At 50.7% G+C, this 20005-nt stretch carries 16 protein-coding genes; 8 read left to right on the top strand and 8 right to left on the bottom strand.

What is annotated here, in order from left to right:
• Window positions 1–6 precede the first annotated feature (6 nt).
• Entirely contained in the window at window positions 7–1173 is a 1167-nt protein-coding gene (gene ftsZ, locus Mcas_RS01825; protein ID WP_040333781.1) for a cell division protein FtsZ, read from the top strand.
• A 126-nt stretch (window positions 1174–1299) separates the two neighbouring features.
• Here the strand turns inward: ftsZ and Mcas_RS01830 are convergent, their stop codons facing one another.
• The gene (locus Mcas_RS01830) at window positions 1300–1587 is read right to left on the bottom strand and encodes a helix-turn-helix domain-containing transcriptional regulator (RefSeq protein WP_052566706.1); all 288 of its coding nucleotides are present in this window, start codon (window positions 1585–1587) and stop codon (window positions 1300–1302) included.
• 110 nt (window positions 1588–1697) lie between these two features.
• On the opposite strand from Mcas_RS01830, the gene Mcas_RS01835 reads away from it, so the two are divergent.
• Both Mcas_RS01835 and Mcas_RS01840 read left to right on the top strand, forming a co-directional pair.
• A complete protein-coding gene (locus Mcas_RS01835) occupies window positions 1698–3851 on the top strand; it encodes a CHAT domain-containing protein (protein WP_040333782.1) in 2154 nt (717 codons plus the stop codon).
• Entirely contained in the window at window positions 3800–5143 is a 1344-nt protein-coding gene (locus Mcas_RS01840; RefSeq protein WP_156033013.1) for a CHAT domain-containing protein, read from the top strand. Before Mcas_RS01835 ends, Mcas_RS01840 begins: the two co-directional genes overlap by 52 nt.
• Before the next feature lie 110 nt (window positions 5144–5253).
• On the opposite strand, the gene Mcas_RS16070 is transcribed toward Mcas_RS01840, so the two are convergent.
• The 5 genes from Mcas_RS16070 to Mcas_RS01865 are packed head-to-tail and all read right to left on the bottom strand — an operon-like array spanning window position 5254 to window position 12361.
• Window positions 5254–5925 carry a TorD/DmsD family molecular chaperone gene (locus Mcas_RS16070; RefSeq protein WP_052566707.1) on the bottom strand — a complete coding sequence of 224 codons (672 nt, stop codon included), beginning with the start codon at window positions 5923–5925 and terminating at the stop codon, window positions 5254–5256.
• Between the two features lie 9 nt (window positions 5926–5934).
• Entirely contained in the window at window positions 5935–6828 is an 894-nt protein-coding gene (locus Mcas_RS01850; protein WP_040333784.1) for an ethylbenzene dehydrogenase-related protein, read from the bottom strand.
• 27 nt (window positions 6829–6855) lie between these two features.
• Complete coding sequence (locus Mcas_RS01855; protein WP_040333785.1) at window positions 6856–7995, bottom strand: 4Fe-4S dicluster domain-containing protein; 1140 nt, start codon at window positions 7993–7995, stop codon at window positions 6856–6858.
• 24 nt (window positions 7996–8019) lie between these two features.
• Complete coding sequence (locus tag Mcas_RS01860; protein WP_040333786.1) at window positions 8020–11517, bottom strand: molybdopterin-dependent oxidoreductase; 3498 nt, start codon at window positions 11515–11517, stop codon at window positions 8020–8022.
• Window positions 11518–11569: 52 nt separating this feature from the next.
• Window positions 11570–12361, bottom strand: a complete 792-nt coding sequence (locus Mcas_RS01865) for a c-type cytochrome (RefSeq protein ID WP_040333787.1) — start codon at window positions 12359–12361, stop codon at window positions 11570–11572.
• Between the two features lie 425 nt (window positions 12362–12786).
• On the opposite strand from Mcas_RS01865, the gene napA reads away from it, so the two are divergent.
• From napA to Mcas_RS01890, 5 genes are read left to right on the top strand one after another with little or no spacing between them, the layout of a single operon-like run.
• The gene (gene napA, locus Mcas_RS01870; RefSeq protein WP_040333788.1) at window positions 12787–15555 is read left to right on the top strand and encodes a nitrate reductase catalytic subunit NapA; all 2769 of its coding nucleotides are present in this window, start codon (window positions 12787–12789) and stop codon (window positions 15553–15555) included.
• 8 nt (window positions 15556–15563) lie between these two features.
• Entirely contained in the window at window positions 15564–16325 is a 762-nt protein-coding gene (napG, locus tag Mcas_RS01875) for a ferredoxin-type protein NapG (protein ID WP_040333789.1), read from the top strand.
• Window positions 16297–17124 (top strand): quinol dehydrogenase ferredoxin subunit NapH, encoded by an 828-nt coding sequence (gene napH / locus Mcas_RS01880; RefSeq protein ID WP_200873610.1) that lies wholly within the window; start codon window positions 16297–16299, stop codon window positions 17122–17124. The genes napG and napH overlap by 29 nt, the downstream gene beginning before the upstream one ends.
• 25 nt (window positions 17125–17149) lie before the next feature.
• A complete protein-coding gene (locus tag Mcas_RS01885; protein WP_162176231.1) occupies window positions 17150–17692 on the top strand; it encodes a nitrate reductase cytochrome c-type subunit in 543 nt (180 codons plus the stop codon).
• Window positions 17693–17705: 13 nt separating this feature from the next.
• Window positions 17706–17942 (top strand): chaperone NapD, encoded by a 237-nt coding sequence (locus Mcas_RS01890; RefSeq protein ID WP_052566708.1) that lies wholly within the window; start codon window positions 17706–17708, stop codon window positions 17940–17942.
• Window positions 17943–18080: 138 nt separating this feature from the next.
• Here the strand turns inward: Mcas_RS01890 and Mcas_RS01895 are convergent, their stop codons facing one another.
• Both Mcas_RS01895 and Mcas_RS01900 read right to left on the bottom strand, forming a co-directional pair.
• Complete coding sequence (locus Mcas_RS01895; RefSeq protein WP_052566709.1) at window positions 18081–19271, bottom strand: response regulator; 1191 nt, start codon at window positions 19269–19271, stop codon at window positions 18081–18083.
• Window positions 19243–19830 (bottom strand): sensor histidine kinase, encoded by a 588-nt coding sequence (locus tag Mcas_RS01900; RefSeq protein ID WP_320408693.1) that lies wholly within the window; start codon window positions 19828–19830, stop codon window positions 19243–19245. Before Mcas_RS01900 ends, Mcas_RS01895 begins: the two co-directional genes overlap by 29 nt.
• Between the last annotated feature and the right edge of the window lie 175 nt (window positions 19831–20005).

The following is a 20005-nucleotide window of genomic DNA, read 5'->3' on the forward strand; positions in this document are numbered from 1 at the left end:
GTACACATGTTTGAACTGTTAGAGAGTAATGAAGGTAAGGCAAACATTAAGGTAATAGGTGTTGGTGGCGCCGGTGGTAACGCCATAAATAACATGATCATATCCGACCTTAAGAACGTTCAATTTATTGCCGTTAATACGGATGCTCAGGTGCTTCAGACCTCCATGGCTGAGTACAAGTTGCAGATAGGAGATAAGATAACCAGGGGGCTTGGAGCCGGTTCCAACCCGCAGGTGGGAAGGGAATCCGCACTTGAGGACAACGAACGCTTACGTGAGATACTGGAAGGGGCCGATATGGTCTTCATCACGGCAGGCATGGGTGGAGGCACGGGCACGGGTGCTGCTCCGGTTATCGCAGAGATCGCCAGAAACCTCGGGGCACTGACCGTGGCTGTAGTGACAAAACCGTTCTTTTACGAAGGCAGAAAACGCCTCAGTAACGCAACCCTCGGAATCAAAGAGTTAAACCAGTTTGTTGACACCACCATTGTCATCCCCAATGACAAGATACAACTGGTCGTGGAAAAGGGCACGCCGCTTGTAAAGTCTTTCGAAATCGCAAACGATGTCCTCAGGGACGCCGTCCAGGGCATCACCGACCTGATACTCGTCCCCGGACTGATAAACCTCGACTTTGCAGACGTCAAGACCATCATGCAGTACTCGGGCAAGGCCGTCATGGGCATAGGCAAGGGCAAGGGCGAACAGGGACACATAGAGGCCGCCAAAAAGGCCATCTCTAACCCACTCCTCGAAGAAACCTCCATCGACGGAGCCAGAGGCATACTGATCAATATCACCGGAGGCACCGACCTCTCTCTGGATGCCGTACAAGGGGCCTCGGAACTCGTTTTTGACTCCGCACACGATGACGCCGATATTATCTTTGGCGCCGTGATCGACCCAACCATCACAGGCGAAGTCAAGGTCACCGTCATTGCAACCGGATTTGAAGACAAGAAAGAACCAAAGATGTCTCTGCCGGAGATGAGCAGGTGGAAGTCCACAGAGAGAGACCGCGTCTTCACCAGAAGTTCCGACAGATTACTGACCAAGAACCTCTTCGATTTCTCAAAAGAGGACAAGGTCCCAACAACAGAGCTGATGTCCTACGACGACGACATCGATATCCCAACTTTCATAAGAAAACAAAGAGAAGACAAGAGATAAAAGGCTTTCCCTCCAAACAGGGCAGAGGATATCCCTCCTCCTCACACATAACGTCCTCTGCCCACTCCTCCTCATCACAGAAATATTTACATTAACAAATTGTTTGTCGTTCGTTCCCCTGAAGTATCACAGTCTTTCATTAACGGTCACTCTCAAACCCAAGCTGTCAAGCAGAGACGAGAGAGTGTGTGGGGCGTTTTCCGATGGCATTGGGTATATACTTTCCTTGCTGATGTTTGTTTTTTTTGAGACATTTACAACCCATCCGGCCTCGACAATATTACTGAGGGCTAGTAAAAACGCTTCTTTAGAGTTTTCCTCCAATGCTGCATTCAGATACTCAATTGCTTCATCAGGGTCTCTGAGGGCTTCAAGTAAGGTGTCTTTGTAGCTAATAGTTTTTCGTGTCATCATTTGCTGTGACAATCTCTATCTGTTTTGTTGATAGTTCCAACAATTTCATGGTACTCTATAGGCTACATATTTTGCAAGAGGTTCATTCTTTATTTTGGAGGACTTGTGAGATGGGGGATAATCATACAAGCATAGTAGCAGCGATATCCGGCAAGGTCGAAAGCGGTCGGCGTGCGGTGTACATCGACGGTGAATTGTCGCATCACATTGATGAGGAGAAGGTTGTTAAGCTCCTTGGGGAGGCACGCAACAGTCTTTGGCGCACTGATCCGGTTGCGGGGGCTGATCTTGGGATGCGGTTGTACAACCTGCTCAATTGTAGTGCGGGGACGCTGCAAAGGCTCATTGGCAATACCAGGGCTGCCGCTGATAAACATACGCATCTGTATTTACAAGTTCCATACGACTTGACGCAGTTACCGTTTGAGTTGTTGCACAACGGGAGTTTTGTCTTGATCCATCACAACATACACGTAATCCGCCTGGTTGATAATCTGGGGAGACTGACCTCGGATGTGTCAAAGAGGGAGCCGTTAAAGATGCTCTTTATGGCCTGTTCGCCAACGGATATGCACCAGACGTCTGTCCTGAAGTTTGAGGATGAGGAGGAGCGCATCTTTAGGGCCACCCGTGAGTATAACATCGACATGAGGGTTGAGGACACGGGCAGTATCGAGGGGCTTATGCAGACCAACATTGCAGGTGGAGGGTTTGACGTCATCCACATAACGGGTCATGCCGCTCTGGATAAGGACAAGGGGCCGGTGTTTTACATGGAGGATGAGGTTGGCAAGCTCCGGAAGGTATCACCGGAGATGTTGTGGGAAACGATCAAGGATTTTCCGCCCAGGATGCTTTTCCTGTCGGGGTGTTTGACGGGGAGCACAGATGAGAGGGCAAACTCTGAATCCTTTGCGTACCAGATGGCGCAGAGGGGGGTACGATGGGTGCTTGGGTGGGGATTGCCTGTCTCGGACGATGGCGCGACGCCTGTGGCTGCCGAGGCTTACAGGTGTCTCTCCATTGGCAAGGGGGTGGACTATGCCGTGCAGAGTGCGCGGAGGATGGTTGAGGGCACTTACCATCCCTGGCCGCTGTTGAGACTATTTGGTGATGCGGCGCCGATTGTGCCGTTGGTGGCGGCTGGTTTGCCGGTCAAGACAGTCAACCCCGTTACGTTGAGGCACAAGTCGCTTCAGGACAGCAAGGTGCGGGTGCTTGAGAGTGGGTTTGTTGGCAGGAGGCGGTATGTCCAGCAGGGTGTTAGCGTGCTCAGGGGGAAGGCTGGCAAGTATGGGCTTTTGGTGCGTGGCCCCGCTGGGATTGGGAAGAGCTGTCTTGTCGGGAAGCTCGTTGAGAGGGTCAAGGACAAGGAGTTGGTGGTCTTTCACGGGGTGGTCAGTGAGGCGGATGTGACCGTGAAGCTAAGGCAGTTGCTTAAGAGATTGGGCAATGATGAGGGTTTGGCAACGCTTAAATCTGATAAACCGTATGGGCAAAAGATAGAATTTCTTTTCCGTAAAGCCTTTAAAAATGACATTTCGACTGTTATCTATTTCGATGATTTTGAGCAAAACCTCATCCGTAGCGGCAATGAGTACAACGTGAAGCCTGATTCAATCGAGGTCATCCTTCCCTTTCTTGAGGCGGTTGATTGGGCTGAAGGCAGCAGCAACGTCGTGATATCGAGCCGATATCCGTTTATCCTTGAGGCCGATGGTGAAGACCTGTCCAGAACGAAGCTCGTTGACCTTGCGCTGATATCCTTTGATGGTGCGGACTTAGACAAGAAGGCGAGTAATCTTGAGTTTGTCGCAAAGAGCAGCCACGTTGAGATGTATTTGCGATACGGTGGCGGCAATCCCCGATTGCTGGAGTGGTTAGACGTTATCGCCAGGGACGAGGCCAGGTACGATTTAAAGGCCCTTGAGACGAATTTGCAGGATTGGCAAGGTGAGTTCATCCACGAGTTTCTTGCGGATGTGATCGCAGAGACGGTGGGGGAGGAGTTCCACGGGTTTATTCGGAGGGCGGCAGTGTACGGGGAGCCTGTGGATGCGACTGCCTTTGAGGCGTTTGGCGGCGCACAGTTTTTGGACACGGGCGTTGATCTGACGTTGGTTGAGCGTGAGGTGCGAGCCGCACTGGCAATAAAAGATTTATCCAGGGGTAAGTTCGTGTACTGGGTGACGCCCGTCATCCGAGAGAGGATGTGGGGCGAGTTGACGGTAGCTTCGTCCTGCTCAACCACAATATACACATAATCCGGCTGGTTGATGACCGGGGCAAATTAGCCTCGGTTGTAACAAAGCAAGAGCCGCTTCGGATGCTCTTTATGGCCTGCTCGCCGACGGATCAAACACGCCTTGACTTTGAAAGGGAAGAGGAGCTTATTTTCAACGAAACTGCAAACTATAACATCGCTATGACCATAGAGTACACTGGCAGCCTCAAGGGCATTAGGGAGGCCAATATTACAGGCGGTGGGTTTGACATCATCCACATAACGGGTCATGCAGGCTTCGATGAAGATATGAAGCCGGTGTTTTGCATGGAAGATGCGGTTGGTAAGTGCTATGATGTATCACCGGATGATCTGTGGGATGCAATCAAGGATTTCCAGCCAAAGGTACTCTTTCTCTCCGGCTGTTTCACGGGTGGTGAAGATAAAGATGCGGCATCTGAGTCGTTTGCATACCGGATGACGCAGAAAGGTATAAGTTGGGTGCTTGGCTGGGGACTTTCCGTCTATGACGAGGAATCGGCCATTGTGGCTGCCGAGGTATACAGGAGTCTCTCTATTGGCAAGGGGATCGATTACGCAGTGCAAAGCGCCCGGAGGCTGCTTAAGGGCAAATACCATCCCTGGCCGCTCTTGAGGCTCTTTGGCGACGCATCGCCGATTGCGCCCTTGGTTAAGCCTGGTTCGCCACAAAGACCAAACAACCCCGTCGATGTCAGGCGCACAACGCTCAAGGGCTGCGGCATAAATGCCCTTGACAGTGGCTTTGTTGGCAAGAGGCCATATCTAAAGGACGGTTCAGAGGTGCTTGCCAGGGGGAAGGATGGCAAGTACGGGCTTTTGATACATGGCCCCGCCAATAGCGGAAATAGCCGGCTCGCTGCAAAGCTCATAGAAAGGCGTGTGGACAAGGAGTTGGTCGCCTTTAAGGGGGTGATCAATGAGACAGGTGTTGTATCGAAACTGAGGGGGTTGCTTAACAGATTGGGCAACAAAGATGGCTTGAAAATCCTGACTTCGATCGACTCATATGAGGACAAGATACGAGACCTCTTCCGCAATGTTTTCAAGAGTCAGGTCGCCGCAATCATATATTTCGACGGTTTTGAAGACAACCTTGATCCCGCCGGCAGTAAGTATTACGTAAAGCCTGAAACGATTGCGGTCATCCGTCCCTTTCTTGAGGCGGTTGAATGGGCCGGGGGCAACAGCAACATCGTCATAACCAGCCGCAATGAGTTTGTCCTTGAGCATGACGGAGAAAATCTGCCGGCGACAAAGCTCTTTGGTATCAGACTAAATAACGGAGCATAGGGGGATGACGGAGTGCTCCAAAAGCTGGTGGCGCGGTCCTTTCCCAAGGTGATAAAAAAAGGGAGACAGTTAAGTCCCGCCCCCCTTTTCTTTCTAACTTGTTACTACCTCTATCCTGCGTCAAACAGGATTTGCTTATCGATGTTGATCCACAGTGCGAGTGTTTCACCGAGGGCTGCGTAGAACTCACTGCCGGCAGTTGTAACAAGGCGTTCGCTGAACTTATCGGCCCAGCGACCAAGGTGGTCGGTGATAAACTTGCGTTGGGCATCGACGACAATGCAGGCATTTTCTGCGTCATTGTTTGCCAATGCAGTTGCCTCCTTGAGTGCCATTACGTGCATGTACTCAAGTTCCGTGGTGATGTGATCGACGCGCTCTGGCGTGTTGGTGGCCACGTCCAGACCAAAAGCCCGGTAAAACCCGGCGATGTCGGCCAACTGCGCCTGCTGTGACAGCGAATGTTGCGGCGTCTCCTTGTTGACGTACTCCATCTCAGATGGAATAGCCAACATCATACCCGTTGGCATAAAGAGATTGTAGTACTCACCGTAGAGGACGTCAAAGCTGACGGCATCCAGCGCACCCTGCATCTTCTCCAGGAGGGGGAGAAACCCCTCTCCCCCCTGAATATGTTGCACCAACTCATGCCAGACAGGTATATATTGGCCACGCAGGTATTGAAAGTACTCCTCAGTGAGTCCCTTAAACCCACCGGTAAGCAGCCCGTATATCCTGCCTCTTAACTGCGCAATGGCAATGTCTTGCTCAACCGTGTCCACTATGTATATCTACTTTGCAGCGTCAAGCATCAAAGGCGTCCACAATACCGATATGGACTTCATGCCATCGAAGTCCTTGTCGCTTCCGTTCCAGAGTGCGAAGTTTACGTATGTCTGTTTGCCGGGAGTGAAGGCAGCGTCAGACATATCCTGGCTCTTCATGTCCCTTACAAAGACAACTGTCCACTTACCGCCCTGGTGTTTGCCTTTTGCGGTGGCGTTTTGCTGCTGCTGCCTTGTCAATGTGCCGTAGCCCTCTGTCACGTACTCAACCATGGTGGCATCGGGAGAGGGTTTACCCGGAAACTGCGCCTTGAGGATCGAGTCAGACAGACCAACGTGTACGCCTTCGGTTTGAGGTTGACGGTCCATAGGTCTGTTGCCGTCTTTTTCTGCCTGCCAGTCTGCACGCCACTGCCAGATGTTTACCGGTTCACCCTTGGAACCCATCAGCGCAGAGGGATTCAGGCCGCCCGTGTGCATACCAGGAAACATTAAGGCTACCGAGTCACGAAACGTATCGATGGCACTTTCAATGTCAGCGGTATTGTCATCCCAGGTCAGTTGAAAGGCGATGGCTTTTCCGTTATGTATGGCCTTGATCGAAAGGTTTGGCACCTTTTTGCTCATGTTAAGTACATATCTTGCGTTGCTTTGCAGCGCCTTGATATCCTGTGCGGGTATGGAGCCACCCCCGGCCTGGGGACTTGTTACCTCCATGGCGATGAGTGTTGCGTCATAGGGCTTTGCCGCACTAAAGAGGTCGTCACTGTCAAGCGTGATAGGCTTGTTGACGTAGTGAACCCTGATGTTGTTGCCAGTTGAGGCGGCAAACAGGGCGCCCGAACATATCATTGTCAGGGCAAGACCCATGCTGATTACAACTATAAACTTCTTGTTCATTATCTCCTCCTGTATGTCTCGTGTTGACTACGTTACGTCAAGACGGTAAACGTCCAGCTTCTTGTCATAGGATTCCCTGAGCGCCTCCGGTTCTTTTATCGGCGCCTGGGCCACGAGCTCACCTTTGCTGTTGTATCCATGAGCAACTTCGTTTTTCACCTCAAACTTGGTCATTATCTGTGGCGAGCTTCCAAACAGCACCAGGAGTCCCTTCATTACGGAATCATTTGGGACGACCTCTCTGTAGGTCTTCACGGCGTGCTCAACACCCGGACCAAACATCTGCTTCATGTACGGCGTCGGAACATGTATGGGGGGGATGTAGTAGACGTTAGGCTGCGTGCCAAACTGCGGATACAGCGGCAGTGCGAGCTTTTTGATGTGTACGAGGTAGTCTATGGGATTGTCCTCTTTTGCCTTATCCGGGGCACTGAGCCAGCCCTGCATACGAATCTTGCCTATGCAGTGTTCCATACACTGGGTCTGGAGTCCTTCCTCGACCTTTGGGTAACAGGCCACGCACTTTTCGGAGCGGTAGGTGGTGGCGTTAAACATCGGTTTTTTGTACGGACAACCCGATACGCACTGTCTGTAGCCCTGACAACGCGACTGGTCTACCAGGACGATGCCGTCTTCGGGGCGCTTGTAGACGGCCTGTCTGGGACAGTTGGCCACACACGCCGGGTAGGTGCAGTGATTACATATCCTTGGCAGGTAGAAGAACCAGATCGGATGTGGCAGGGTCTCTATGTGCATACCTTGCTTTACGTCTCCGCCGTAGATTTCGTCCTCACCTATGTTGGGGTAGGCGTAGTCTTCCAGTGCGGGCAGGAAGCCTTCGACGGTCTTGTTTTCTTCGGCGGCCCTTTCAAAGATCGTTTTTCCTGCGTAGGAACCATCCTTCCATGTCCCGTTTCCGAGCTTTTCAAGGAGCTTGAAGTCCCAGTACAGGGGATATCCGCCGTAGGGTTTGGACTCCACATTGTTCCAGAACATGTACTCTTGCCCACGGCCTGCCGTCCACGTGGTCTTACAGGTTATCGAGCACGTCTGACACCCGATGCACTTATTTATATCAAAGACAGCGGCAAACTGCTTCTCTTGCTTTGGCTCGTCAAACGGGTACTGCATCTTTCGTTTGATCTGCCAGTTATATACCTCTTTCATGTTTGCATACCTCCTTAGAAAACTTTAGGATATAAATTTACCTTCAAGATACTCCTTGAACTTGGCACTCTCAAGAGAAGGCCTTCCACCGAGTGTGACCGGTCTCCACTTACCCTTACCGCTCTCTCCACCGTCCTCCGCCTTTGTGAACTTGGCATAGGTCTCACGGGGGGCACCGTTTGCACAGTGGATGTCTGGTGCAAAGCCTTGCCCGATGGCCTGTCCCATAAAGTCCTTTCTGATCAGCGTATCGGTGAGCAGCGTTGGCCTCAGCCATGTACGCGTGCCGCTCTGGTGTCCGCCGTAACGGAACATGGACTGATACCCCGTATCAGGGCTCTTTGCCAGACCGTCCTTGCGTGTTTCGTGTCCCTTGACCGAACCGAAGGAGGCCATGTAGAGGTTAAACCACGTCCTAGTCACGCCACGCGGTGTACCAGGGTAGTAACGTGCACGCATCATACATCTGGCAACCTTATACTCATCTGGGCGTTCCTGCCAGCCCTTAAACGGCATGTCTTCGGGATCAGCATCGGCCCATATGTAGTCGCCATCTTCAATCCCCAATTCCTTTGCGTCTGCGGGGTTGATATCCATGTAGCCCTCTCCGACCCACGGCTTACGTTTGTCACGTCTGTAGATGTCGCCAAATGGTCCCCACCACACGGCCATGTAGTCAAGATCGCCACCAAAGGTGTGGACGGCGTGTCTGAACTTTGGCGTGAGCCATATGTGTTTATATCCCTGTTTGTTGAGGGGGTGGTTCGACTTTAATAGCTCATCCGGTGTGTAGACAACGTTTCTCACCTGTCGTGTATCCCTGGTTAGGTCGGTGCGAGGAAAGCCGTATTCCTCCGGGGTCTTAGGTTTGATCAGGGGGTGGGGTGCTGCCACAATTACATTTGGTTCGTAGTAGGTGGCATCTATAGGCTCTCTGTGAAGCGGGATGCTCTCACCGTATTCCTTAAACTCCGGCTCGTCGCGATAGAACTCCAGGCGGCCGCTCTTGGAGTACCACGGCTTTGACTCGTTACTCTGCTCATAGCCGATGAACTTGGGATAGGTCTTGCCCATCATCATTGAAGGTATACCGTCTTTTGCCAGTTTGAGGAGTTCCTCGACGTTGTAGCCCTTCATCATGTTTGAGTGACTGAGGACCCGCTGGATGTATGGTTTGGCACGATGCTTTTCATCGATGAATGCCCAGTAGTCGTTGAAGCGATTGTCTCCGGTGATCTTGGCCAGTGCTGCGGCTACTCCCTTATACGTTTCCGTATTGCTCTTTGTGTCATGTATGCGCTTGATTTCGGTTAGTGGCATAACCTGCATAAACGGATTCGTACAGGACTGAGTCATGTCGTGTATGTTATACTCTGCCCAGCTATCGACACCAAATACGATATCGGCATACTCACAGGTACCCGTCCACCACCACTCGTTTATAAATATCGCTTCGACCATGCGTTTTTGTGTACCTTTGGCACGATAGGCGGGGTGTCTCAGGAGGTTCATAACGAGATCGAAGTGACCCTTGCTATTACCGAGTATCGAGTTTGCCCCTGAATACCACATGGCCTTTGTTGGCAGCGGCATATGGGTCTTGCCGTTAAAATACTTGCCATGGATCTTAAGCGGTTGGTCTATGTGTGAGAAATAGTGGGCGGATTGGAATGCGAAGTACTGCTTGACCTTGGCCGGGGCGTTGGGGTCCAGTGTGATATCAAATGGATTTTCGGCCATGTACTGAGGCATACCGTTGAAATAGGCAGCGCGATAGTTGCCGGCGTAACTGCCGACGTTACCGCCGAAGAAGCCCACGTTCCTGGTCAGAGCCGCTACGAGGAAGATAGCCCTGTCCTTCTGGTCGGCGTTAAAGAACTGGTTTGGTCCCATGCCCACGGCAAAGAGGACGTGTTCGGGGTTTTTGGCAAACTGCCGCGCCAGACTGTATATAGCCGACGTTGGTGCCCACGTTACCTTTGAGGTATTCTCCGGGGTCCAGGTGTCGTTTAAGTGCTGCTTTATGATGTCAAAGACGGGGCGGACCTTTACGTCTTTACCGTCTATTTTCACGGTGAATTCGCCCTCAATGGCGGGGTCGATGCCGAGTTTTGTGAAGTGCTCGCCCACGTCGTCGCGGGTAACTACGGTTGGTTTACCGGTCTTGGTGTCCCATACGACAAAGTCGTCCCACTCGTTGCGCATCTTTCTGGTTACGCCGGGCATACCCACGTTGGTCTGGATTGGTTTTGGCAGGTCTTTGGGGTCATCGACAACCTTTATAAATTTGAGGTCTTTGGGCTTGTAGTCTTTGCCGTGTATGTCTCTGGCCTTGAGCACGTTGCCGTTGTCCATACGAACGAGCATGGGCAGGTCTGTGTGAGTCTTGACAAAGCCCTTGTCGTAGAGGTTCTCTTTTATTAGCACCTGTGCGATACCCAGGGCCAGCGCCGGGTCAGTGCCGGGACGGATGACGACAATTTCATCGGCCTTGCTGCACGTAGAGCTGTACTCCGTGGCTATGACGATTACCTTCTTGCCCTTGAGTCTTGCCTCTGTCAGCCAGTGTCCGTCGGGCATCTTTGTGGATATCCAATTTATACCCCAGCATACGGCGATGTTACAGTATTCGACGTTTGAGAGGTCAAAGTCAATGGTCTGTTGCCCGCACACCATCGGATGTCCAGGTGGAAGGTCCGTGTGCCAGGAGTAGTTGTCCAATCCCATGCTACCCTTGGCGTCGTCGTCGCTGACCTTTCTGACGTGTTTATCGAGAAGGGCCATCGAGTTGGCATTTCTGTACTGTCCATAGAGTTTTATTGAACCCAGTACCGGCATACCACCTCTGAACTTCATGGTCCTGGTACCGGCACCACCCATTTTATCGATCATGCCTGCGTCGTAGTCCTGACGCTTTAAGAACTCGGCACCCTCCTTGCCGGAATAGCGGGTGGCGACTTCGGTAAATGTCTTTGCTGCTATCTCATAGGCCTTGTCCCATGGTACCTGTACGAACTGGTCCTCGCCCCTTCTGAACATTTCGGCGGGGGGCATGCCGTTTTCATCGCGCGGGAAGCCTTTTTCCACCCACTGCAAGAACCCCTTGCGCACCATGGCTCCCTTGACCCTTCTGTCGCCATAGAACCTTCTTACGAGGGCTATACCCTTGTTACAGTGGCGCGGGTCCCATCTCTGGGATGCCTTGGTGCCGTAGACGTCGGTGGCCTTGTGGTAGTTCTGTGACGGCCCGACTCTGACGACAACACCGTTTTTGACGTATGCCTTCAGATAACAGTTGTGTGTACAGTTGGGTGTACACATAAAGACGAAACTGCTGTCGGGCTTGTAGATATCTCTGTAGACCTTTTCCCAGCCACGGTTTGGATAGTGCGAAAGCGGGTCAGCTACTCCAACGGCCGGTTCCAGGGCATTGAGTGCGAGGGCCTCCTTTGCGGCCAGCGCAGTCAACATCACACCGCCTGTGGCGGCCTTTAGAAAATTCCTTCGTGATATGTTGGCCATATGTTTGCTCCTTTTTCAACAATTTTTACTAACATGTCCGTAGTGTTGCCATTTACTTGGTCTTCTTCATCAGTTTTAGCGTGTAGGATACCAGGTTCCACCTCTGGTCCTCCTTGAGGGAGTCTTCGTAGGAGGGCATACCGGTGCCGTCAAGGCCGGTGGTAAAGGTTGCGTAGACGTTCTCCGGCGTGGAGCCTCTCTTGAGGGCACCCGTGGTAAAGTTAAACGGGAGGATTGGCTTGCCCTGGTCGTCCTTTATTTCGGCTGACTTAGGGCCGTCTCCCTTGCCTTCCTTACCGTGGCACTCCCAGCACTTCATGTCATTGTACACTTTTTCGCCCTTGGCAATGGAATCAGCGGAGCCTACGTAGGCCGGCTTTTTCACTTTGATAGGCTTACAGGGTTGTTCATCCGTCCACCTGCTGGAGAAGGTCTTCAAATACGCTACGACTGCATCAATTTCCTTCTGCGACACGTCATGGTGCGAAGGCATACCGGCCCTCATAATACCGTTTTTCACTACCGACTGCATGTCACTGTTTGTTGGCATACATCCCGTAGCCGTAGAGCGGAATTTAAACGTTCCGGTCGTGAGGTCCCGGGGATACACCGCCCACATCTTGTTGCCAACCTCTCCTTTTTCCACGATGCCAATAGCGCCGTTGCCGTCACCCTTTGAGTTGTGACAGATGGCACACCGACTCTCGTACACCTTCTTACCCAATCCATCGTCAGCCCCATAAGCGTTCCCAGGCTTACGGGCAAATACCAACGCCACTACCAGATACAGCAACACAATCGTTGCCAGCCTAACACCCTTGCGTACTCTCTTAGTACCTTGCATACTGCTTCTCCTTTCTTGAGAATATTTTTAATGTGGTCACATTACCACCCATTAACAGTTAACGTTTAATTTTCATGACATCAGTGTTACATAATCACTGACTTGGTATGCTTCTTGCTACTTCCTAACAAACCGACTCCACACTATCCATATATATGTATTCAGTATGACATTGATCATAACATTATATAGACATCATATTTAAAAAAGCAAGTAGTGTTTCACCTTAAAAAAATTCTTGACAACATATTAATGTAAAGGTGATAATAGTCACCACAAGCTGCTAATTATGAAAATGGCTTTAAACATAGCACCATGCGCTGAGTGTGGTTCTACCTGTTCACGTCAATTTTGGATAGAGTAAAATCGAACTGACGGATAGTTATATCTATCACATATCAAAAAAAATTAAGGAGGAAGGATACATGTCGATAACGCGTAGGGAATTTCTCAAGACTGCGGCTGCCGTCTATGCGGCAACAGCAGCGGGCATGTTTGTGCCTGAGGAGTTGCAGGCGGCTGCGGCAAAGGCTGAGGCAGACTGGAAATGGGACAAGTCAGTATGCAGGTTCTGCGGCACCGGCTGCGGCATCATGGTAGCCACAAAGGGCGACAAGATCGTTGCCGTCAAGGGCGACCCAGCCGCTCCGGTCAACAATGGTCTCAACTGTATCAAGGGCTACTTCAATGCAAAGATAATGTACGGCGCTGACAGGCTCACAGAGCCACTGATGCGGGTCAACGAAAAAGGAGAGTTCGACAAAAAGGGCAAGTTCAAGCCTGTAAGTTGGGAGCGTGCCTTTGACGAAATGGAAAGGCAGTGCAAGCAGGCTTATAAAGAGCTTGGTCCCACTGGTATTGCCATGTTTGGTTCAGGACAGTACACCATCATGGAAGGTATTGCGTCCGTGAAGTTTATGAAGGGCGGTCTCAGAAGCAACAACCTGGACCCCAACGCCAGGCATTGCATGGCAAGCGCCGTGGTGGGTTTTATGCAGACATTTGGAATCGACGAACCCCCCGGCAACTACGACGACATGCACCATGCCGATGCCGTTGTCTCCTGGGGGGCCAACATGGCCGAAATGCACCCCATACTCTGGTCCAAGGTCACGGACAGAAAGTTAAGCGATAAGCACAAGGTCAAGGTAATCAACCTATCTACCTACGCCAACAGGTGTTCCAACATAGCGGACGTCGAGATAATATTTAAACCCGGCACTGACCTGGCAATCCTCAACTACCTTATCCGTGAGATCGTTGTCTCAAGACCGGATGCAATGGATGCCGATTTTGTCAAAAACTACTGCGCCTTTGCTACCGGCCCGGCTGACATCGGCTACGGGATGCGTAACAACCCCAAGCACCCGTCGTTTGATGAAAAGGAGACCGATACGGTTGCCAAGGAGCTGTCAAAGGTCATATCAGACGACGAAGCCGTAGCGCTTAAGGCCCTCGGCATAAAGGCCGGCGACAAGATGGAGAACAAGAACGCCAGTACTCCGGACAAACACTGGCTGATCAGCTTTGAGGACTTCAAAAAGGGCGTGGAACCATATACCCTGGAATATGTTACAGCCCTCTCCAAGGGCGACCCCAACGAGTCGTTGAAGGAGTACGCAAAGAAACTCGAAATACTTGCCGACATATACCTGGACAAAGACAAGAAGGTGACCAGCTTCTGGACCATGGGGTTCAATCAGCACATACGCGGCTCATGGATAAACAACATGATCTACTCGTTGCACCTGCTCCTTGGCAAGATGTGTCAGCCCGGCAACGGGGCTTTCAGCCTCACCGGACAGCCAAGCGCCTGCGGTACGGCCAGAGAGGTCGGCACCTTCTGCCACAGACTCCCCGCCGATATGGTCGTAGGCAACCCCGATCACAGGGCAAAGACTGAAAAGCTCTGGAAACTTCCCGAAGGCACCCTCAACCCCGTCGTCGGCTCACACTACACCAAGATCATGCGTGACCTGGAGGACAAAAAGATCAAGTTTGCCTGGGTGCAGGTCAACAATCCCTGGCATAATACGGCCAACGCCAACCACTGGATAAAGGCAGCCAGGGAGATGGACAACTTCATTGTGGTATCCGAAGCCTATCCCGGGATCACGGCCAAGGTGGCCGACCTGATACTGCCCACGGCGATGATATTCGAAAAATGGGGCGCCTACGGTAACGCCGAAAGACGCACACAGCACTGGCGTCAGCAGGTCACACCGGCAGGCAAGAGCATGTCGGACCTGTGGCAGATTGTGGAGTTCTCAAAGCGTTTCACCCTGGCCGAGGTGTGGAAGGAGCACAAGATTGGCGATACGACCATACCCGATGTCCTGTCAAAGGCTGAGGCAATGGGCTACAAACCAACCGACACCCTGTACGACGTACTCTTTGCCAACAAAGATGCCAAGACCTACCAGTGGCCTGACCCGGTGGGCAAGGGATTTATCAACACCGAAGCTGCATCGGATAGCAGAAAACTGGACGGCTTCAAAGGCTACGGCTTTTTCATACAAAAGTACCTGTGGGAGGAGTACAGGCAGTTTGGCCTTGGCGACGGTCATGACCTGGCCGATTTCGACACCTATCACAAAGTCAGAGGTCTCAAGTGGCCGGTAGTGGATGGCAAGGAGACCCACTGGCGATTCAACGCCGAATACGACCCCTACGCCAAAAAGGCCGACAAGGGCAAATTCGTCTTCTACGGCAAGGCATTCAAGAAGCTGCCGATGGGAGACTTAAAAGGCCCGACATCCAAGGACCCCAACGACATATCAAACAAGGCCAAGATTTTCCTGAGATATTACATGGAGCCACCCGAAATGCCCAGCACCGAGTATCCGTTGTGGCTCACCACGGGCAGGGTGTTGGAGCACTGGCACAGCGGTACGATGACCATGCGCGTGCCCGAACTCTACAGGGCGGTACCGGAGGCCCTCTGCTTTATGCACCCCAATGATGCCAAAAAGGCCAACGTCTCCGACGGCAATCTCATCTGGATCGAGTCCCGCCGCGGCAAGGTCAAGGCACGGGTGGACACCAGAGGGCGGAACAATCCCCCGGAGGGGCTTATCATGGTGCCGTGGTTTGACGAAAACGTGTTCATAAACAAGGTGACACTGGATGCAACGTGTCCGCTGTCCAAGGAAACGGACTTTAAAAAGTGTGCCGTAAAGATATATAAGGCCTGAGCTGATTGATGAATAAGGACAGGAGGCATTTTTTGACGGGCGTGGGGTCTGCCGCTGTTGCCGGTATCCTGTGGGGGAGGGCGGTGTCTGAGACGCAGGTATCCGCCCTTGTACTCAGGCCGCCAGGGGCGATTGCCGAAAAGGACTTTATTGCCAGGTGCATACGGTGTGGCCAGTGTGTGGAGACCTGTCCGTTTTCTACGCTCGTCCTGGCCGCTGCGGGTGACAACAAGCCACCGGGGATGCCGTTTTACACCCCAAGAAAGGTCCCCTGCTACATGTGCAGGGACATTCCGTGCGTACCGGTCTGCCCTACACACGCCCTGGACAGAGCGCTTGTCAGTGAGGGCGACAGGTTGAACATCAACAAGGCGCGCATGGGGCTGGCCGTCCTTGACAGGGAGACGTGCGTTGCCTACTGGGGGCTTCAGTGTGATGCCTGCTACAGGGTTTGTCCGCTGATAGACAAGGCCATAAAGGTTCAGTACAGCCGCAACGAACGAACCGGCAAGCACGCCTTCATGGCCCCCGTCGTGGACAGCGAACACTGTACCGGCTGCGGACTGTGTGAACATGCCTGCATCAACGACAAGGCATCCATCTTCGTCCTGCCCCGGGAGCTGGCCACAGGCAAGGCCAACGTCAGATATCTCAGGGGATGGTACGAAGGCGACGAAGGAAAACTACGGCAACTGCCAAAAGATACCGGGGTGGCCACGCCACGGAGCAAGGGCAGCGCCGTTGACTACCTCAACAAGGGGGTGGACTGAGATGCTCATCCATGCCAACAGGTTTCTGCTCACAAGACGCATCGTGCAGGCAACCGTGATGCTGTTGTTTTTTGCCGGCAGTGCCGCAGGGTGGACCGTACTCAGGGGCAATCTCAGTTGCGCCAGGGTCTTTGACGTCCTCACCCTGGCCGACCCCTACGCCGTCCTTCAGATGTTTGCAGCGGGGGTGATGCCCACGGCTGAGATAGCAGTGGGGGCGCTGACGGTAACGGTCATCTATGCCCTGCTCGGGGGACGGGTATTCTGTGCCTGGGTATGTCCGATGAATGTGGTCACGGACCTGGCCGCGTGGCTGCGGAGACGCCTTGGTATAGCGGCTGACTTTCGACTTTCGAAGACAGCCAGGTACTGGGTGATGGCTCTGGCACTTGTGTTGTCGGCGCTACTGGGCGTGGCGGCATTTGAGTGGATAAGCCCCGTGGGAGCGCTGCACAGGGGGTTGATATACGGCTTTGGCGCGGGATGGCTTGTTGTCCTGGCCGTGTTCATATTTGACCTCCTGGTGGCAAGGGGTGGGTTTTGTGGGCATCTCTGCCCTATGGGTGCGTTTTACTCGCTTATAGGCAGGGGCAATCTCATCAAGCCCGTCCATAACCCGGATAAATGCACGATGTGTATGCGATGTGTCGAGGTCTGTCCGGAGAGACAGGTGCTCTACATGATCGGAAAGAAAAACGCTATGGTCAGCTCTGGGCAGTGCATAAATTGCGGCAGGTGTATTGAGGTCTGCGGCGATAATGCAATCGGCCTTGGGAGCAGGTTGTTTTCTGATAAATGAAAACCGTAAAAGGAGGAATACTCTTATGATGAAGGTTACAAAGGTTTTGATTTCGTTACTGTGTGTGCTTTTTTTATTTGGCATGGCCTTGGCTGCTGATAAAAAAAGTGGCGTATCCGATGATGAGATCGGATTGAGAAAGACTCCCCTGATGGATGAAGATAAGACCATGCCGGTAGAAGGCAAGTATCAGGCCGCTTTGCCAGGGAGTAGCAAGGCTGTGGATAGGTCTTTTGAGAACAGTCCGCCGTTGATTCCGCACGATACCACAGGGATTTCACCAATCACGATGAGTATGAACGAGTGCCTCAATTGTCACATACCCGAAAACGCTAAGGGCGTTAAGGCTACTGCCATACCCAAGTCTCACTTTATGGACATAAGTGCGGGCAAGGACCTTAAAGGGCAACTCAACGGTCACAACTATAACTGCACGCAGTGTCACGTGCAGCCCTCCAAGGTCACCCCGCTGATTGACAACGAGTTCAAGCCCGCGTTCAGGAGCAAAAACGACAAACACCGCTCAAATCTTGCCGACAAGGTAAACGAAGGGGTTGAGCTGAAATAGGAGGCAAACGAGCTTGAACATTACAAGTGTGGTGGTACAGACCGACTCTCGGCATATGGCCGATGTGCTGGAGAGCCTCGGGAGGGTTGAGGGCTGTCAGGTGCATTTTACGGACAACGAAGGCAAGATAATTGTTACCGTAGAAGGTCAATCGCAGGATGAGGACATGAAGACACTCCGTGCGATCTCTGAACTGCCGCACGTGCTCAGTGCAAACATGGCATTTACATGCAGCGATAACGAAGATTGACGGTGCATTCACAGGGGATTGGGAGTCGTCCCGTCCCCTGCTCCTGGTCATCGGGAGGTGATTTTTCTTACCAGCTCCCCTTGACGCGCCATTATTCTTAACCCTAATGTTCTAAACATTTATGCTCCGTTATTTAGTCTATGAGATTAATGGCTCTCCACAAACCAATAGTCTTATTACAAACTCTGCCCCATCATCTGTATTGCTGACTGTCAAGTTACCACCCATGTTTGTCTCTATGATTGCCTTTGACATGTAGAGTCCAATGCCAGTGCCTTCTGTATCTTTTGTCGTAAAATAGGGATCAAAGACCTTACTTATTATGTCTCCTGCAATACCGCCGCCATTGTCTCTTATTGAAATTATAATGTTATCTCTTTTATCATTGTTATTAATCCCTATAGTTATTTGCCCTTGTATGTTATCGGTTGTTTTTCTCTTAGCAATAATAGCATCTTTAGAATTACTGAGAATATTAAGTATAACTTGTTTGAATTCATTTGGATATCCATCTGTAAGTAATATATCATCCCCATGAGCTTTAATTTGGAGTTCTATATTATTTTTTTTAAATATCCGGATAAACATCGATATTAATTCTTCTATAGCGTCCCTGACATTAAACGTAACTTTTGTCTTTGATGGTTTAAGAAAGTTCATAAAATCGTTTACAGTGTTTGACATAAAAAGGATTTGACCTGTTGATGAATCAACCATTGCATTAATATATTCCTCATTTAACTCGTTATATTTATACGCATCTTTCAGAGTGTGTACTAATAGCGACAAGACAGTTAGTGGCTGCTTCCACTGATGTGCTATTAATCCTATCATCTCGCCCATGGCTGCCATCTTTGATTGTTGTATTAACAATTGTTCTTTTTGTCTGGTCTTCTCCAACTCCACGGCTATCCTTTTTTCAAGTTCCTTGTTTAATTGCTTTAGTTTGGCCTCCATCATATGCTTGTATAGCGCTATCTCTATGTTTGTCTGCAAATCTCCGTCATGAAAGGGTTTGAGTAAATATCCAAATGGTTCGACCTGCTTTGCTATCTCTATTAGTTTTTCATTTGCATGAGATGTCAGGAAGATAACCGGAATATCAAGATCATCGCGTATATGCCTCGCAGCCTCTATTCCAGTCATTTCACCGCTTAACACAATGTCCATAAGCACTATATCTGGTTTATCGATCCCTGCTTTTTCAACAGACTCCTCACCTGAAGATACCACAGATGTTGTAATGTACCCCATAGATGTCAAGGCTGTCTTTATGCTATTTGCAATTACAAATTCATCTTCAACTATTAAAACTCTCTTGGCCGACATCTTTTCTCCTCTCTTTAACTGGTTTAAATCTTACCTTTATCTCTGTACCTTCCTTGTTTTTCAATTCTACCTTACCGCCAAGTTGTATCTCTGTTATACCTAATATAAGTTCAAGACCCATTGTTTTGTTATTTCTTATATCAATGGCTTCCGATATCCCAATGCCATTATCTCTGACTATCAACTCAATATATCCTTCCGGTGTGTTACTTAATCCTATGCAGACTTCACCCCTCATCTCATCAGGAAATGCGTGTTTCACTGCGTTGGTTAGCATCTCGTTTATCAACAATCCACAAGGTACGGCAGTATCAATTCCCAACTCCAGCTCAGATACGGAAATGTTTAGTTGAATCCTTTCTAATTGATTCCTATATATGTGATAAAGATTTTGTACAAGTTTATCAACGTAAACACTGAAATCAATCCTGGCTATATTGTCTGAGTTATAGAGTAACTCGTGAACCAGCGCCATTGCCATTATACGATTCTCGGCCTCCCTGAAAATATTGTTGTAACGGATGTTCTGCGCAAAAAAAGGCTTACTTCCTTTAAATATAAGGTTTTATAAAAGAAAATGTGTAAACACGTAGACACTAAAACTTGATTTTATTAGTGAGGCATGGTATAATACATTTCATGATAACTTATTAATATAGCAAAGAATTTTAAAATGTAGACACTATCAATTTTGAATAATCGTTTAGTGTCAAGGGGTTACACGATTTTTTACA

The organism is Candidatus Magnetobacterium casense (assembly GCF_000714715.1).
GTDB lineage: Bacteria > Nitrospirota > Thermodesulfovibrionia > Thermodesulfovibrionales > Magnetobacteriaceae > Magnetobacterium > Magnetobacterium casense.